General features: G+C 67.0%; 12 protein-coding genes. 3 read left to right on the top strand and 9 right to left on the bottom strand.

Annotated elements, in window-relative coordinates:
* Positions 1-251: 251 nt before the first annotated feature.
* Positions 252-3,248 (bottom strand): TonB-dependent receptor domain-containing protein, encoded by a 2,997-nt coding sequence (locus LG3211_RS14290; RefSeq protein ID WP_057943429.1) that lies wholly within the window; start codon positions 3,246-3,248, stop codon positions 252-254.
* A gap of 526 nt (positions 3,249-3,774) precedes the next feature.
* Here LG3211_RS14290 and apbC point away from each other — a divergent pair.
* The 3 genes from apbC to LG3211_RS14275 all read left to right on the top strand — a co-directional run bounded on the left by apbC (position 3,775) and on the right by LG3211_RS14275 (position 6,298).
* A complete protein-coding gene (gene apbC / locus LG3211_RS14285; protein WP_237049763.1) occupies positions 3,775-4,842 on the top strand; it encodes an iron-sulfur cluster carrier protein ApbC in 1,068 nt (355 codons plus the stop codon).
* Positions 4,843-4,970: 128 nt separating this feature from the next.
* Positions 4,971-5,543 carry a dCTP deaminase gene (dcd, locus tag LG3211_RS14280; RefSeq protein WP_036115729.1) on the top strand — a complete coding sequence of 191 codons (573 nt, stop codon included), beginning with the start codon at positions 4,971-4,973 and terminating at the stop codon, positions 5,541-5,543.
* Positions 5,544-5,785: 242 nt separating this feature from the next.
* Complete coding sequence (locus LG3211_RS14275) at positions 5,786-6,298, top strand: RDD family protein (protein WP_057943428.1); 513 nt, start codon at positions 5,786-5,788, stop codon at positions 6,296-6,298.
* A gap of 1,070 nt (positions 6,299-7,368) precedes the next feature.
* Here the strand turns inward: LG3211_RS14275 and LG3211_RS14270 are convergent.
* From LG3211_RS14270 to LG3211_RS14240, 8 genes are all read right to left on the bottom strand, one after another.
* Positions 7,369-7,662, bottom strand: coding sequence for a hypothetical protein (locus LG3211_RS14270; protein ID WP_057943427.1), 294 nt, complete (start codon positions 7,660-7,662; stop codon positions 7,369-7,371).
* 34 nt (positions 7,663-7,696) lie between these two features.
* Entirely contained in the window at positions 7,697-8,368 is a 672-nt protein-coding gene (pcp, locus tag LG3211_RS14265) for a pyroglutamyl-peptidase I (RefSeq protein ID WP_057943426.1), read from the bottom strand.
* On the bottom strand, positions 8,365-9,318 hold the full coding sequence (locus tag LG3211_RS14260) for a DUF979 domain-containing protein (protein ID WP_057943425.1): 954 nt from the start codon (positions 9,316-9,318) through the stop codon (positions 8,365-8,367). Before LG3211_RS14260 ends, pcp begins: the two co-directional genes overlap by 4 nt.
* Complete coding sequence (locus LG3211_RS14255) at positions 9,315-10,031, bottom strand: DUF969 domain-containing protein (RefSeq protein ID WP_057943424.1); 717 nt, start codon at positions 10,029-10,031, stop codon at positions 9,315-9,317. The genes LG3211_RS14260 and LG3211_RS14255 overlap by 4 nt, the downstream gene beginning before the upstream one ends.
* A gap of 85 nt (positions 10,032-10,116) precedes the next feature.
* Positions 10,117-10,860 (bottom strand): 5-oxoprolinase subunit PxpA, encoded by a 744-nt coding sequence (locus LG3211_RS14250; protein WP_057943423.1) that lies wholly within the window; start codon positions 10,858-10,860, stop codon positions 10,117-10,119.
* Between the two features lie 13 nt (positions 10,861-10,873).
* On the bottom strand, positions 10,874-11,038 hold the full coding sequence (locus LG3211_RS26460; RefSeq protein ID WP_187313021.1) for a LiaI-LiaF-like domain-containing protein: 165 nt from the start codon (positions 11,036-11,038) through the stop codon (positions 10,874-10,876).
* A 402-nt stretch (positions 11,039-11,440) separates the two neighbouring features.
* Positions 11,441-13,300: a DUF885 domain-containing protein gene (locus LG3211_RS14245; RefSeq protein ID WP_057943422.1), complete on the bottom strand. Its 1,860-nt coding sequence runs from the start codon at positions 13,298-13,300 to the stop codon at positions 11,441-11,443.
* A 185-nt stretch (positions 13,301-13,485) separates the two neighbouring features.
* On the bottom strand, positions 13,486-16,440 hold the full coding sequence (locus LG3211_RS14240; protein ID WP_057943421.1) for a serine/threonine protein kinase: 2,955 nt from the start codon (positions 16,438-16,440) through the stop codon (positions 13,486-13,488).
* Positions 16,441-16,468 lie beyond the last annotated feature (28 nt).

Raw genomic sequence — 16,468 nt, 5'->3', positions numbered from 1 at the left:
GTGGTTTCGGACCGCGTGCTGACCGAAGGCCGGCCATGGCGGTTGCAGTCTTTATACCGCATCCGCCTGGGTATGGAAGCGGTGCGCGGCCGGCATTCAGGCCCAGGGTGAAGCCAACGCCGCCGGCGCCGCCGCGTGAAGCGCGAAGCGGCCCGTCGCGGCGCGGCGGCCGCGGCGAACCGGAGCCGCGAAAGCGACAAGCCCGGCATGAGCCGGGCTTGTCGTTGCAACGGTGAAGCGATCGCGACCGATCAGAACTTGTAGGTCGCGCCGGCGTACACGTAACGGCCGAGGTTGTCGTAGTTCGAGTTGGCGGCCGCTTCGCCGAAGTAGTTCAGCGGCGGATCCTTGTCGAACACGTTGTCGGCGCCCACGTACAGATCCAGTCCGGTGTTCGGGACCTTATAGCCGACCTGCAGGTTGTGGTAGGTGTACGACGGGTTGCGGATCGGATTCACCTGGCCCGGGTTGCTGTTGTAGCTGCCCGGCTCGACGCGCAGGTTGCCGTCGATGTAGCGCATGTCCCAGCTCGCGCGCCACTGGCCGATCTTGTAGCTGGCGTTGAGGCTGGCGCGCCAGCGCGGATCGCTGACGTAGGTCAGGTATTCCTTGTACTCGTTCGGGAAGTCCTGGAACGCCCATTCGCGCGAGGAGATCAGGCGCGTGCCGACGAAGCGCAGCGAAGCCTGGCCGCCCAGCATCTCGAAGCGGTAGTCGGCTTCGATGTCCACGCCGGCGCGGCGCGAGCGGGCCAGGTTCTCGTTGAGCGCGGTCCAGTTGTAGATCGTGCCCGCCGGGAAGGTGCGGCCCTGCGGATCGATGTAGCCGCCCGCCGGAGCGCGCTTGATCGCCGCGCAGAAGTCGTTGTTGACGCCGCCAGGGGAGTCCACGCAACGCGTCGCCATCTGCTCGGCGCTGACCGCGCCGATGGCGTCCTTCAGGTTGACGCGCCAGTAGTCCACCGACACGCCGAAGCCCTGGATGAACTCGGGTTGCCACACGAAGCCGTAGGAGAACGAACGCGCTTCCTCGACGTTGAGGTCGGGGTTGCCGCCGCTCACGCCCGGGTAGTTGCCGCCGTAGGTGTTCTGGTAGTTGGCCGGCAGGCCGAGCGCGGCGCAGTTGCTTGCGCGCAGCGCCGGATTGGCCGCGGTGTTGACCGAGTTGGTGCGGCCCGGACGGGTGTCGCAAGGATCATTGATGGTCGCGAAGTTCTGCGTCTGCGGGCTGAACAGCTCGCCGATGTTCGGCGCGCGCACCGCCTGGGCCAGGCTGGCGCGGACGCGGAAGGAATCGTTGACCGCCCAATCCAGGCCGACGTTCCAGGTCTTGGTCTCGCCGACGGTGCTGTAGTCGGAGTAACGACCGGCCAGGTCCAGGCTCAGGCGCTGCACGCCCGGCAGATCGGCCAACAGCGGGATGGTGGTTTCGGCGAAGATTTCCTTGACGCTGTATTCGCCCTTGCGGCTGGGAATGGCGTTGAGGAAGGTCAGGCCCTGCGCGGCCAGCGGATCGGTGATCTCTTCGCTGGTTTCCTTGCGGTATTCCACGCCGCCGGCGAAGCCGACGCCGCCGGCCGGCAGCTCGAACAGCGAGCTGTTGGCGACCGAGGCGCTGAACACCTGCTGGGTGATCTTGGTGCGGTTGACCGCGTCGTAGTTGAACCAGTCCGCCGCCTGCGGATTGACCGCGCCGTTGCCGAAGATGCTGAAGGGCACGCAGCCCTGGCGCGACAGGTCGAGGTAACGCACGCCGGTGTTCGGGTTGATCGCGTTGGGATCGACCGAGACGCGGCAGGCCAGATTGCCGCTGGCGTCGCGCACCACGTCCATGCCGGCCTGCCAGCGGTCGTTGATGCGGTTGTTGAGGTTCAGGCGGTCGATTTCGGTCTTGCCGTAGACGCCGGACACTTCATAGGTCCAGTTCTCGCTCAGGAAGCCTTCGAAACCGGCGACGTAGCGCTGGGTCTTGCGCTCGACGTTCTCGCCGCGACGGCCGGCGTCGACGTTGAAACGCGAGACCTGCAGCATCTTGGCGCGGTCGGTGAGGCTGTTGAGGCCGTTGGCGTCCATCAGCGCGGCCAGCTGCGGCGACAGCAGCGCGTTGTCGCGGCGAATGCGCAGCGGCTGGTCGAAGCTGGGTTGAGCCAGGAAGTCCGACTCGGTCTTGGTGTACTTGCCTTCGAAGAAGAACTTGTGGTTTTCGTTGATGTCGTAGTTCAGCAGCGTGTTGACGCTGTAGCGGTCGAAGCCCGGCTGCAGGTCGGCCACGCCGTTGAGGTCGACGAAGTCGCAGTTCACGCAGGTGTTCGGTCCATCGCGCGGGCCGTCGAAACGGGTCGGGCGGAAGGTGCCGTCGGGGTTGAACTGGTAGCGCGTGCCGCCTGCGTTGAAAGTGCCGCCGTAGGAAATGCTGGAGTTGCCGCCCGGGCCCATGAAGACGCGCTGCGGGTTTTCCTGCGTCGGCGGCAGCGCCGGGTTGTAGTTCGGGTTCGGCATGCTGACCATGAACTCGCGGCCGATCTTGCGATCGCCTCGGCCGAAACGGTCCTGCTTGCTGTACTCGGCCGAGTACACGATGCTGCCCTTGCCGCCGGCGAATTCGTTGCCGCCGGTGAAGCTGGCGAAGGAACGGCTGAAGTCGCCTTCGCTGGCGTCGCCGGTCTGGGCGCGCAGCTCATAACCGTCGAACTTCTTCTTCATGATGAAGTTGACCACGCCGGCCACCGCGTCGGCGCCGTAGACGGCCGAGGCGCCGCCGGTGATCACTTCCACGCGTTCGATCAGTTCCACCGGGATGGTGTTGACGTCGACCGCGGTCGAACCGGACAAGCCGCCGACGTGGCGACGGCCGTTGACCAGCACCAGGGTGCGGGTGGTGCCCAGGCCGCGCAGGTCGAGCAGGCCCAGGCCGGCGGTGCCGATCGAGCGGGTCGAGTTGCCCAGGGTGTAGGTCGCCGACAGCTGCGGCAGAGTGGTCATCAGGTCGGCGATGGTCACAGCGCCGGTGGAGCGGATTTCTTCCGAGCTGATGCCGATCACCGGCGACGGGGTGACGAAGCCGACGCGCTTGATGCGCGAGCCGGTCACGGTGACCGCGTCGATGTCGGTGGGCGTGGCGGCGGCGCCGTCGGCCTTGGCCGCATCTTCGGCGGCGTAACCGGCGCCGCTGGCCGAAATCAGGATCGCGCAGACGACCGCGGCCGTCAGCCTGCTGCGTTGCAGGCCGTGGATATGTACTGCCATCAGGTGTTTCCCCCTAGCTGAGAACTGGAATCGTGGAGCTGATCTATTTGTGTGGATCTGCGTTTTCGGGTTGCCTTCCAGGGCGTTAACAATCCTTTTACAAACCTGAACTTAACACGGCTGTAATAATTTTTAGGGTGCCGGTTTGGCTGCATGGCTTTGCCGAATTCCAACACTCAAGTGACTGAATACAATGCAGTGTTGTGTTTTTTTATGTGCGATCAGTCAAATTCCGAGGATTTCAAAGGCTGGCCCGGCGCGGTTGCGGTTTCGTTATACGCGTCACAATGTGCGACGGAATTATGCACTTTTGAGTGGTGGTATTAACAAAGCCGGCCCAGCCCGGCTTCGACCGGATTCGGGCCGGGCGGACCCGTCCGGCCGCAGCCGTCGCGGCACCCGCGCGGGTCCGCACGCGAGCGGACGCCGCCGGTCGCAGGCTTTACCATGTGCATCGGCCGCCGCGGCGGCATTCCCCTGATCGAGTCCCCATGCGCTATCGAATTCCGCGCCCGACCGGATCGCCGGTATGAGCGAGAACCTGCAAGCGGCCATCGCGGCCCTGACCCTCCCCGACACCGACCTGAGCCTGAGCGACAGCGAGGCGCGCGTGCGCGCCGGCGTCGGCGAAGGCCGGGTCGCGGTTTCCATCCACGCCGGTTATCCGTTGCAGGGCCTGCGCGCGGGCCTGGAGGCGGCGATCGCCGCGCTGCTGGCGCCGCAGGGCCTGAGCCTGGCCAGCCTGGAATTGAATTCGCGCATCGTTTCGCACGCGGTCCAGCCCAACCTGTCGCCGCTGCCGAACGTGCGCAACGTGATCGCGATCGGCTCGGGCAAGGGCGGGGTGGGCAAGTCCACCACCGCGGTCAATCTGGCCCTGGCCCTGGCCGCCGACGGCGCCCGCGTCGGCGTGCTCGACGCGGACATCTACGGCCCCAGCGTGCCGACCATGCTCGGCGTCCACGGCAAGCCCGACAGCCCGGACGGCAAGCACATCGAGCCGCTGCGCGCGCACGGCATCGAGGCCATGTCGATCGGCCCGCTGGTCGAACAGGACACGCCGATGATCTGGCGCGGCCCGATGGCGACCTCGGCGCTGACCACCTTGCTCAACGACACCCAGTGGAGCGAGCTGGATTATCTGATCGTCGATCTGCCGCCGGGCACCGGCGACATCCAGCTGACCTTGTCGCAGAAGATTCCCGTGGCCGGCGCGGTGATCGTGACCACGCCGCAGGACGTGGCCACGCTGGACGCGCGCAAGGCGCTGCGCATGTTCGAGAAGGTGCAGGTGCCGGTGCTGGGCCTGATCGAGAACATGGCCGTGCACATCTGCTCGAACTGCGGCCACGCCGAGCATCTGTTCGGCGAAGGCGGCGGCGCGCGCATGGCGGCGCAGTACGGCGTGCCGCTGCTGGGCAGCCTGCCGCTGGAGATCGCCATCCGCGAGCAGGGCGACGCCGGCGTGCCGGTGGTCGTGGCCCAGCCCGATTCGGCCGCCGCGCACGCCTATCGCGGCGCGGCGCGGTGCCTGGCCGTGCAACTGGCGCGGCGTCCGCGGGTCACCCCGTCGATTTCCGCCTCGCTGCTGGGTTGAGCCGGATGCGCCGGATCGGCCGCGGCCGTTGCGGCGCCGATTCCTGCGCCCGCGCCGCAGCCCTTACAATCGCCGCCTTCCCTGTCGTTCGTTCGCGCGGCCCCGCCGCGCCCTGATTGGAACACCGCATGAGCATCAAGTCCGACCGTTGGATCCGCCGCATGTCCGAGCAGCCCGGCGGCATGATCGAGCCGTTCGAGGCCGGTCAGGTCAAGCACGCCGCCGACGGCCAGCGCATCGTCAGCTACGGCACCTCCAGCTACGGCTACGACGTGCGCTGCTCGCGCGAGTTCAAGGTGTTCACCAACATCAACTCGACCATCGTCGATCCGAAGCATTTCGACCCGGGCAGCTTCGTCGATATCGAAAACGACGTGTGCATCATCCCGCCGAACTCCTTCGCCCTGGCGCGCACGGTCGAGTACTTCCGCATCCCGCGCGACGTGCTGGTGGTCTGCCTGGGCAAGAGCACCTACGCGCGCTGCGGCATCATCGTCAATGTGACCCCGCTGGAGCCGGAGTGGGAAGGCCACGTGACCCTGGAATTCAGCAACACCACGCCGCTGCCGGCGCGCATCTACGCCAACGAGGGCGTGGCGCAGATGCTGTTCTTCCAGTCCGACGAGGTCTGCGAGACCTCCTACAAGGACCGCGGCGGCAAGTACCAGGGCCAGACCGGCGTCACCCTGCCGCGGACCTGAGCGCCCCGGCCGGGCCCGCCGGGACCGGCCGTTTCGACCGTTTTTACCGACCCAGGCAGGGCGCGCGCGCCCCTTGGCGTGCCCGCGTGCGCGGGCCGCGCCGCCCGGGCAGATAATCGGATGCGAATTGGCTGCGATTCGACGCGTCGATTACGCCCTGGTCCTGTTATCTTCGCCGGGCAAACCCAAGGCGCCGCGGCGGGGAACCGCGGATGCCCTATCAACCCGCAAGGAGTAAACGAATGGACCCGCAGAACCCTTATCAGAGCCCGCAGTCGTCGCTGGCCACACCCGACACCGGCAACCAGGAACTGGCCGATCGCGGCGTGCGTCTGGTCGCGGCGATCATCGACGGCGTCATCATGCTGGTGTTGATGCTGCCGCTGATGTTTATCGGTGGCTACTTCAACGCCGTCATGGAAGCCTCGCAAACCGGTCAGCAACCCTATGGCCTGCAGATCCTGTGGGGCATCGGCGGCCTGCTGCTGTTCTTCGCGGTGCAGTACCTGCCGCTGAGCCAGACCGGCCAGACCTGGGGCAAGAAGGTCATGAAGATCAAGATCGTCGATCTCGACGGCCAGAAGCCGAGCATCGGCACGCTGCTGGGCAAGCGTTATCTGTTCTCGCAGGGCGTGGGCATCATCCCGTGCCTGGGCGCGGTGGTGGCGCTGGTCGATGTGCTGATGATCTTCCGTGAAGATCGCCGCTGCCTGCACGACCAGATCGCCGGTACGCGGGTTGTGATCGCGCGCTGATTCGGTGGTGGGGGACTGGGGATTCGCAGTAGCGGATTCGCCGGATCTTCCAGCAACAAAAAACGCGTCGATGCGAGAGCATCGGCGCGTTTTTTATTGGTGGCGGGCAGGGGCGAAGATATCGGTTCGTTGCTCTTATCGTTGCGGGCGATCTCGCCGTTGCCGTTGCTGTTGCCGTTGCTGGCGCTGTTGTTGTTGCTTAGCTTTAGTTGTTGCCCGGCGCAGCTAGTAACTCGCGAGACCGATGGACACCCGAAGGGCGGCGCACATGGACGTGCGCCGGGTGCCACCTTGGGCAGGATGCCCAATGTGGTACCTGCCTGCGCAGGCTACGCACTCGTGGCTTTTGACTCGAAACAGCCAAAGCGTTTTCTTTGGTTACTTTCTTTGTCGCTTTGGACAAAGAAAGTGACCCGCCGCTTTATGGCGGAAGCGTTTAGCGTTTGATCTTGCTTGTGGCTTCTAAGGCTTCTGAAACGGAAGTCCCTGATCGAAACAGCCAGGCCTACACACTCCCACCTACCGTCATTCCCGCGAACGCGGGAATCCAGAGACTTCAAACGTTCTCGCACGAAAGGCCCTGGATTCCCGCGTTCGCGGGAATGACGAGCAAAAGAAGCCTCAAGCAAGAGCGAGAGCAAGAGCGAGAGCAAGAGCAAGAGCAAGAGCAAGAGCGAAAGCAAGATCAAACGCCTAAAGCTTCCGCCATGGAGCGGCGGGTCACTTTCTTTGTCCAAAGCGACAAAGTCCCACGGGATTTCCTTCGGTCAAAAGTAACCAAAGAAAACGCTTTGGGCTGTTTCGAATCAAGAGCCACGAGTACGGTGCCTGCGCAGGCAGGTCCCGCAGTGGGCATCCTGCCCACGGCGGGACCCGGCGCACGTCCATGTGCGCCGCCCTTCGGGTGTCCATCGGTCTCGCGAGTTACTAGCGGCGCCCAGCAACGGCAAAAGCCATAGCAACTGCCACAGCTGAGCTAAGCCAATCCACGGCTAAGCCAAAGTCAAAGGCAGGCTAAAGCTAAGCCAAGTCAGATAGAGTTTTGGAAATCAGGTCCGGCCGATTGCCGCTCAGGGCTTTTGGTACGTCACAAAGAACCCCTGCAAATCCCCATTCTCGATATACGGCTCCACACTGACCACGTCGTACCCGCGGGTAGTGAAGGCCTGATGCGCCCGGCTGAGCGCGTTGGCCGCGCCCTGATTGCGGAAACCCCAGCTCGCATCGACCCATAAGGTCACCGCGCGCAGATTCTGGGTCACCGCCTCCTGCGCGACCTTGTCCGGATTCTTGTCGAACAGGCCGGCGTGCGCGGGCGAGGCCGCGGCGGCGGCGAGCAGAACGGCGAGCAGCAGACGTTGCATGGGAGGACTCCGTGGAAGCGGCCACAGGCCGCGATCAGTGTTCGGCGCCGCCGGCGATGCGGCGGTCCAGCGTTGTCGCCAGCGCGGTGTCCACGGCCACGCGCAAGCCCTGGGCGACGGTGTCGATCGCCAGACTCGCGGCGCCGGCGTGGTGCGCGGCTTGCGCGGGAGAATACGGAATGTGGATGAAGCCGCCTCGAACGCCGGCACCGCCGCGTTCGCTCAAGACGTGCATCAAGCCGTAGAACACCTGATTGCACACGTAGGTGCCGGCGGTCTGGGAAATCTCCGCCGGAATGCCGGCCTCGCCCAATGCGGCCAGCATGGCCTTGACCGGCAGGGTAGTGAAGTAAGCGGCCGGGCCGCCGGCGATCACCGGCAGGTCGATCGGCTGCGCGCCGCGATTGTCGGCGATGCGCGCATCGATCAGATTGATCGCCACGCGCTCGATCGACAGCCGCGAACGCCCACCGGCCAAGCCCACGCACAGCACCAGCGCCGGGCGCACGGCGTCGATGTGATTGTTCAACTCGCGCAGCGAATCGTCGAAGGCGACCGGCAGGCGGCGGGCGACGATGCGATGGCCGGCGACGACTTCGCCGTCGAGCGAATTCACCGCGTCCCAGCTGGGATTGCCGGTCTCGCCGCCGAACGGTGCGAAGCCGGTCAACAGCACGCTGCCCTGGGGTTTGCGTTGCGGGCTCATCGGAACGCGATCCAGTACATCAGCAGCACATTGCAGACCAGCAGCACCGCGCCGGTGGGCCACTGCGCGCGGATCACGCCGTAGGGGTCCTTGAGCTCCAGCAGCGCCGCCGGCACGAGGTTGTAATTGGCCGCCATCGGCGTCATCAGCGAACCGCAATAACCCGACAGCATGCCGATCGCCGCCAGCGACGCCGCGTCGGCATGGTGATGCTGGATCAGCAAGGGCAGGGCGATGCCGCCGGTCATCACCGGGAACGCGGCGAAGGCGTTGCCCATGATCGCCGCGAACAAGGCCATGCCGAGCGCGTAGGCGACGACCACGACGAAGGCGTTTTCCACCGGAATCACCGCGCGCACCACGCCGGCCACGGCCTGGCCGACGCCGCCGGCTTCGAACACGCTGCCCAGCGCGGCCAGCAGCAGCGGCAGCAGCGCGGCCCAGCCGATCGCATCGACCAGCCGGCGCGATTGCTCCACGCCGCTCCACGGCGTCTGCCGGGTCAGCCGGCACGCCGCGAACAAGGCGACGATGCAGGCGATGGCCAGCGCGATCAAGGTCGCGTTGGCGCTCTGCAGCAGCGGGGTGTCGCCGATCTTGACGAACTTCAGGCCCAGCGCGCCGATCAGCGTCACCGCCGGAATCAGCAGCGCCGGCCAGAACAGGTTGTTGCCCAGGCGCAGCGCCTCGGCGTGTTTTTCCTCGCCGGAGGTTTCCGCGTAGCGGCCCTTGCCGAGCCCGCCGAATCCGGCCAGCACCGCCAGCACCACCACGCAGGCGCCGACGACTTTGTTCGGCAGGTGTTCGGCCAGGAACATCAGCGCGGCGATCAGTCCCCAGAACAGCGCGGTGGTGTGGCGGCGCGGATTGCCCGCATCGCGCAAGCCGCGCCAGGCCAGCGCGGCGAAGTAGGCGCCCATCAGCCAGTAGACGAAGGTCAGGGTGATCATGGCGAGGGCGTCCGATCGGCCGCGGCCTGTTGTGCCTTCGCCTGCGCCACGCGCTGCGCGAGCTTGCGTTCGAAGCGCAGCACCCGCACCACGTGGATCGCGAACGCGCAGATCGCGGTCGGGATGCCCCACAGCGCGATCTGCAGCGGGTCCATCGCCAGGCCGTGTTCGGCGAAGAAACTCTGGATCAGCAGCACCGCGCCGAAGGCGATGAAGACGTCCTCGCCGAAGAACAGGCCGACGTTGTCGGTGCCGGCGGCCATCGCGCGGATGCGCTGGCGTTCTTCGTCGCTGAGCTCGCCGTGGCGGGTCTGCGCCGCGCCTTCGGCCATCGGCGCCAGCAGCGGGCGCACGGTCTGCGGATGCCCGCCCAGGCTGGTAAGGCCGACCGCGGAGGCGAGCTGGCGCATCAGCAGGTACGCGATCAGCAAACGTCCCATCGTCGCGCCGCGCAGTTTGGCCACCCACAACTGCGCGCGCTCCTTCAGGCCGTGGCGTTCGAGCAGGCCGATCACCGGCAAGGTGAGCAGGAACAGCAGCAGGAAGCGTTTCTCGGTGTAGGCCTTGCCGAGCACTTCCAGCACGTCCAGCGGCGATAATTGCGCAGCCAGTCCGGTGATGAAGCCGGCGACCACCACCACCAGGGCCGGGTTGAGCCGCAGCACGAAGCCGAGCACGACCGCGGCGACGCCGATCAAGGGCCAATAGTTCATGCCGCGTCCTCGTAGCGAAATGCAGGGGCGAGTGGAGCGAAGCGGATACCGGTCGACGCGCGGGCGGGGCCGGCGCACGCCGCGGTCACAGCGCGGCGACCTCGATGCCGTCGGCGTGCAGGGCCTCGCGCACCGCGCGCGCGAACGCCGCCGCGTCGTCGCGGTCGCCGTGCAGGCACAGGGTGTCGGCGCGCAGCGCGATGCGGCCGCCGCCGGCGACCTCGACTTCGCCGCGCAGCACCAGATCGCGCACTTGCCGGATCGAGGCGTCCAGCGATTCGATCACCGCGCCGGGCTGGCCGCGCGGCAGCAGACGGCCGTTGGCGGCGTAGCCGCGTTCGGCGAACACTTCGTGCGCGGCGCGCAGCCCGGCCTGTTCGGCGGCGTCGGTGAGTTGCGATTGCGCCAGGCCGTAGACGATCAGATGCGGATCGAAGGCGGCGACGGCGCCGACGATGGCCTGGGCGACGATGCGATCGTCGGCGGCGAGGTTGTACAAGGCGCCGTGCGGCTTGACGTGGGTCAGGCGCACGCCTTCGTCGTCGGCGATCGACGCCAGCCGGGCGAGCTGGCTCAGCATCAGCATGGCGATTTCGTCGCGGCTCAGCGGCAGGGTGCGGCGGCCGAAATGCTCCGGATCGTCGTAGCCCGGATGCGCGCCGGCGGCGACGCCGTGCTGGCGGCACAGGCGCAAGGTGGCGCGCATGGTGGCTTCATCGCCGGCATGGCCGCCGCAGGCGATGTTGGCCGAACTCACATAGGGAACGATCGCGGCGTCGTCGCCGCAGCCTTCGCCGATATCGCAATTGAAGTCGATGCGGGCGGGCATGGTCTGAATCGGACTAGTTGCGCTTGAACAGCAGGCCCAGGCCGACCGCGATCAGGATCGCCGGCCAATAGGTGACCAGCACCTTGGTCAGACTGAGGTTGGTGATGCCCAGATTGTTGAGCAGGAACAAGGTACCGATGATGATCAGGATCAGGGCGCCGACGACGTGGGATTTCATGTGCTGCGGGTCTCGCTGGAGTGCTGGGCGTCGAAGGGCCCGGGACGGGGACGAGTCTAGTCCGGTTGGGCGGTTTGCCCAAGGGGAACCGAGGCCCGACACAGCGCCGCTCGCCGGGCCGCCGTGCAACCCCTCCCAAGCCGCGCCCACCAGTCGCCGCGTCGCGTCGTGCTGCGCCGTGCAATCCCACTCAAGCCGCGCCAACCAGCCCCCTTTGCAAAAGGGGGGCGGGCGCCGCCGCCGCACGAAGTCAAAGCGCCGCCACAGCAGCGCCGGGGGATTGCCACACGCCGAGGTGAACCAACCCAAGCAAGCAAAAAAACGGGACCGCAACCGCGGCCCCGTCTTCAACCGATCGCGAATCGAATCACCAACCCCGATCGATCATTCCATCCATCCGCATCACATCGAACTCTTGGGCGCCGCCTTATCCGGCGACCCCGAAGCCGGCGCCGCCGCCGCATCGCCCGCAGCAGCCGCGGCCGGAACCACCGCCGGCGCCGTCCACAACTTGGCCTGCGCCGCCCCACCCATCATCTGCCCGCGCACCAGCGGAATCGGCGGCCCGCCATAGCTCAGGAACTGATCGTGGAACGACTTCCAGCCGGCGCGGCCGCCATGAGTGGCGGTCCAATCCTCGCGCAACTGCATGATCATCAACTTGCCCAGCGTGTAATTCAGATACGCCGGATCGTAAGTGCCGCGCGCGGCCTGCTGGCGCGCATTGCCCGGATCCTGGAACGCCTTGTCCTTGAACATCTGCTCGGACTGGGCCACGGTCATGCCGCCGGTGTGCAGGCCGATCGCCGACAGATAACGCACGTTGCGCAGCAGCGCATTGGTCAGCTGGCCGATATGGATTTCCGGCGTGGCGCCGTCCAGGCCGGCGTCGAACATCATCTCTTCGGTGTAATGCGCCCAACCTTCGGCGTAGGCGTAACCGACGAACAACTGCGCGAACTTCCACTGCGAGCGATTGGCATGCAGGAACTGCAGGAAATGTCCCGGCCAGACTTCGTGCGCTGAGGTGAACAGCAGATCGGCCTTGCCCGGCACGTAGGCGTCCTGCTCGGCCTTGGGCCACTTCGGATCGGGCGGGGCGATGTAGTAGACCGAGGGCAGGTTCTTCTCATACGGCCCGGGGATTTCGATGTAGGCGAAGTTGTTGCGGTTGAACGGCGGCGCTTCCTCGACCTTGGCCTGCTCGGTGCCGGGAATCGTCACCAGATCCTTATCGACGATGAACTGGCGCAAGCCCGCCAACTGCGCGCGCGCGCCTTCGACCGCGCCGCCCTGCGGCTTATCGGCATTGACCTTGTCGATGCACTCGCCGAGCGGACGGCCCTGCGCGTATTGGTCGCAGGCGCTCTTCAGCGCGGCCAGGTTGCGCGCCAGATCGGCTTCGCCCGCGGCTTTCAGCTGATCCAGCGGCAGGTCCACGCCCTCGGTGGCCTTGAGCATCTTGGAGAACTTGTCCGCGCCCAGGGCAAAATCCTGCGTGGCCTGCGGCTTGATCGAAGTCAGGTAATCGGCCAGGCCCTGCATGCTCTCGATGGCCTTGGTGTTGGAGGCCTTGAAGCGCGCCTGCAGCGCTTCGTCCTTGACCTGCGCAAAGGCCTTGGGCACGTCGTTCTTGAAGAACTCGGCGAAACCGCCGAAGCCCATCACGCCCAGTTCGATATAGGTTTTCGGCAGCGGGCCCTTGAGGTTGGCGCGGATCTGCTCGGCGGCCTTGGGCAGCGCTTCCTGATAGGTCGCGAACGCGGCCATGCGCTGTTCCAGCGGCGCGTAGGGGCGGGTCAGGTACATGCTCGGCGACAGATCGCCGAGGTAGAAGGCCGGGTTCTTGTTGGCGAAGCCGGAGTCTTCCAGCCAGAACAACTGGCCGTCGATGACCGCGCGCACGTAATCGCGCTGATAGCGTTGCGGCGCGTCCAGGCGATCGTCGCCGAAGGCGCTGACCGCGTCGCGCTGCTGATGCAGCCACTGGATGTTGCGCTGCCGGCCCTCGGGCGAGAAATCCGGGAGCTTGCCGTCGAACTCGTGCTTGCCGGCGCCGGCGCCGAAGACCGGGAAATGTTCGAAGTAACCCTGCAGGAACCCGTCCACGGCGGCGTCCCATTCGGCCGTCGCCGGCTTGGCGGCGCTGGCGGTCGCGGTGTTGTCGGCGGATGCCGGCGGCGGAGCGGTTTCGGACTTGCAGCCGGCGACAAGCGCGGCGGCGACACAGGCGGATAACGACAGCAGACGCAGGCTACGCATTGCGGGATCTCCGTTGAGCGATGGTGGCGGCGCGCGGCCGGACGGCGATATCGGTCCGGCGGCCTCGGGCGGGCCGCAACCGCCGATCCTCATGCCTGCGATCGCGGCCTGCCAGTGCCTTTTGCCCTATGTCGGGGTGGCGGTTCGAGTGGGCGCCCGGAACGAGAGCGCAGCGGCCCGTGGACTCAATCCCGAGGCGCGGCGCCGCACGAGCGCGCGAGCCGGTTGGTTTCCTCGATCACCTGCGTGTGCACGAGCCGGTCCGGCCCGGAGGCGGGCAGCGGCGACCGGCTGAGCAAGGCGTTGCGGTAGTCGCGCAGGATGCGGGCCATGGCCGCGTCGGAAGCGGAGATGGCGTCGGCGACTCGCGAAGCTTGCGCCAGATAGGCCAGCGCCTGCTCGCGCTGACAGCGTTGCGTGGCGTACAGCGCCCTGAACGTCAGCGCCTTGATCAGCGTTTGAGCGTGCAAGCGGCTCCTGCGTTCGTGCTCGCCGGTAGCGGCGGCGAATTCCGCCTCGATCAGGCGCGCGAATCCCTGGTCGGCTTGCGCATGCTGGCCACGCCGGAACAGCAGCACGTTGCGAAAAAATGCCACCTGCGCCGGCTGCGCGTCGTCCGGCGCGTAGTACAGGCGCGAATCGATCGCGCTTTCGGACAGCAGGCGCTCGGCCGTGTCCAATTGCGCTTGCCCGCCGTACAACAGCATGGCGCGGATCAGCGTGGTCCGTTCGGCCGGCGCCGGCACGCCGATCGCGCGTTTGGCCTCGATATTGCGTTCCAGCAGTGCGGTCCCCTCGTCGAAATCCGTCGCGCCGCGGAATTTGTCCGGCATCTCGATCAGGTCCTTGCCGAGGTTGCCCTGGGCGCCGAGCGTGACTTCGCTGCGCGCCCCGCGGGTGCGCTGGAGGATGCCGACCGCCTCGCGCAGCAGGCGGATGTTATCGCGCGGATCGCGCGCGATCGCCCATGACGAGGCCGACAGCGCCCAGCCGTAGTCCGGGTGCTCGCGGCCGTAGGCGGCGCCGATGTTGGCCAGCGCCTGTTCGATTTCACGCGGGGAGTCGGCGCTCGGGTATTGGCTCAGCGCCCGCAGGATCTCGGCGCGGGCGGTGAGCGGATGCGAGCGGCCCAGGGTGGCGCGGCGCCTTTGCAGCAATTCCTGCGTCAGCGAGCGCTGCAGCGGACTGACGCGGCGGGCGCTGATCACGGTCAACAGATCCAGCGCGTCGTCGGCGAGCACGTTGTTGATCGGACGGGCCAACGCGATCGCCTCGCGCGCGTCTGATTCGGCCGGGCGCAGCCGGTACAGGCGGATCAGGAAGCCGGCGCGCAGGATCAATACCTGGGCGAGCAGTTCGCGATGATCCGAGCCCAGTTCGCGGGCGCTGACCACCAGTTTGTCGGCGGTGTCCAGCGCCGCCAGGGTTTCGCCGGAACTCCATTGCGCCTTGGCGATTTCGCTGCCGAAGATCACCCGCGACAGCCTGGCGGCTTGACCGTCGCCGCTGAGCCGCGCGATTTCCGCGCGAGCGCGGTGCATCGCCTCGGCATAGTGGTTTTGCGTATTGAGCATCGCGATCCGGGTCGCGGCGACAAAATTGTCGCGGTCTTCCTCGCTCCCGAGCGCCTGCTGCGCCTGAGCGGCCAGGCGTTCCGCGCTGCGGTAGTCGCCGATCACCGCATAGCTGCGCGCCAGGGTCGCCAGACTGCGCGCGCGCAGTCCGGGTTGATCGTGCAACGGCAATTTGCCCAGTTCGCGCTCGGTTTTCTCCAGCAGCGCGCGCGAGGAGAACGGCGCGCTGCCCAGCCCGGACAAGGTCGCCGCGCCCAGGGTGGAGGCGAATAATTGGCTGACGGTCTGGGTGGCGGCAATCTCTCTCGCGTTGCGCTGCTGTTGCCATAGAGACAGGCCCAGCGCCGCCAGCACCACCAGCGCCAGAGTCGTGCCCAGCAGCGCGGCGACCGGATTGCGCCGCCGCCACTTGCGCATGCGCGACCAGCGGCTGCCCGGACGGATGGCAAGCGGACGGTGTTCGCGCCAACGCCGCAGGTCCTGGGCGAATTCGCTGACGCTGGCGTAACGGTCCTGCGGCAGCGAGGCCACGGCCTTGAGCGCGATCGCCGACAGATCGCCGGCCAGCTCGCGCCGCAACGCTGCCGCATCGCGCGCGCCGCGCTGGTGGGCGAGGGCTTGCGCGCCATCGTCGTCGATCAGCCGGTCCATCGGCACGGGCTGGCTGATGTTCACCGCGATGAGGTTGCGCAGGCGATGCAGCGGTAGCGGCCACTGCGCGCACAGCAATCGATACGTCAGCACGCCAAGCGCGTACTGATCCGCGGCCGGCGCGTGCACGCCGTGTTCGCGCGCTTCCGGCGCGGCGTAGTCGGGGGTGATGGCGATATGTTCGCCCGGCGCCTGGGCGTCGCCGAAGTGCGAGGAGATGCCGAAATCGACCAGATGCGCGCGGCCGTCCGCGCCGACCAGCACGTTCGACGGTTTGATGTCGCGATGGACGATGCCTTGCGCGTGCGCGTAGCTCAGCGCTTCGCAAACCTGGATCAACAGATCCACGCGCTCGCCGACGCTGGCGTTGCGGCGGTCGCACCAGGCGTCCACGGCGACGCCATCGACGTAGCGCATGGCGAACCACGGGTGGCCGTCGGCGTCGAGGCCACCATCTAGCAGGGTGGCGATGCCGGGATGTTCCAGTCGCGCCAGATGATTGCGCTCGCCGACGAAGGCCTGCAGCAAGGCCGGCGAGGCCAGGGTGGCGCGCACGCACTTGAGCGCGGCGCGCTGTTCGTATTGGCCGTCGGCGCGATGCGCGGCGTAGACCGTGCCCATGCCGCCTTCGGCGATCACGCCGTCGATCTGCCACGCGCCCAGGCGCGTACCGACGCGCGGATCGTCGGTTTCCAGCGCCGCCGGCTCGGCCGAGCGCACTTGCGCCAACAGTTCGGCAGGCGCGATGTCGAGCAGGCTTGCCTCGCCGTCGGCGGCCAGCAACGACAGCAGTGCGGCGAGCAATTCCGGATCGCGTTGTTGCAGGTCGGCGCGCATGCGCGCCTGCGCCGCCCCGGACAGGTCGAGGTAGTCGTCGAACACCGACAGTGCGCGCAGCTTCGGGTCTTGGGTCATGAGGATCGCGAACGACGAACTGCGGTCA

Source organism: Lysobacter gummosus (assembly GCF_001442805.1).
GTDB lineage: Bacteria > Pseudomonadota > Gammaproteobacteria > Xanthomonadales > Xanthomonadaceae > Lysobacter > Lysobacter gummosus.
Note: the sequence above shows the minus strand (reverse complement) of the source record. Positions and strands in the feature narration are given on the sequence as shown.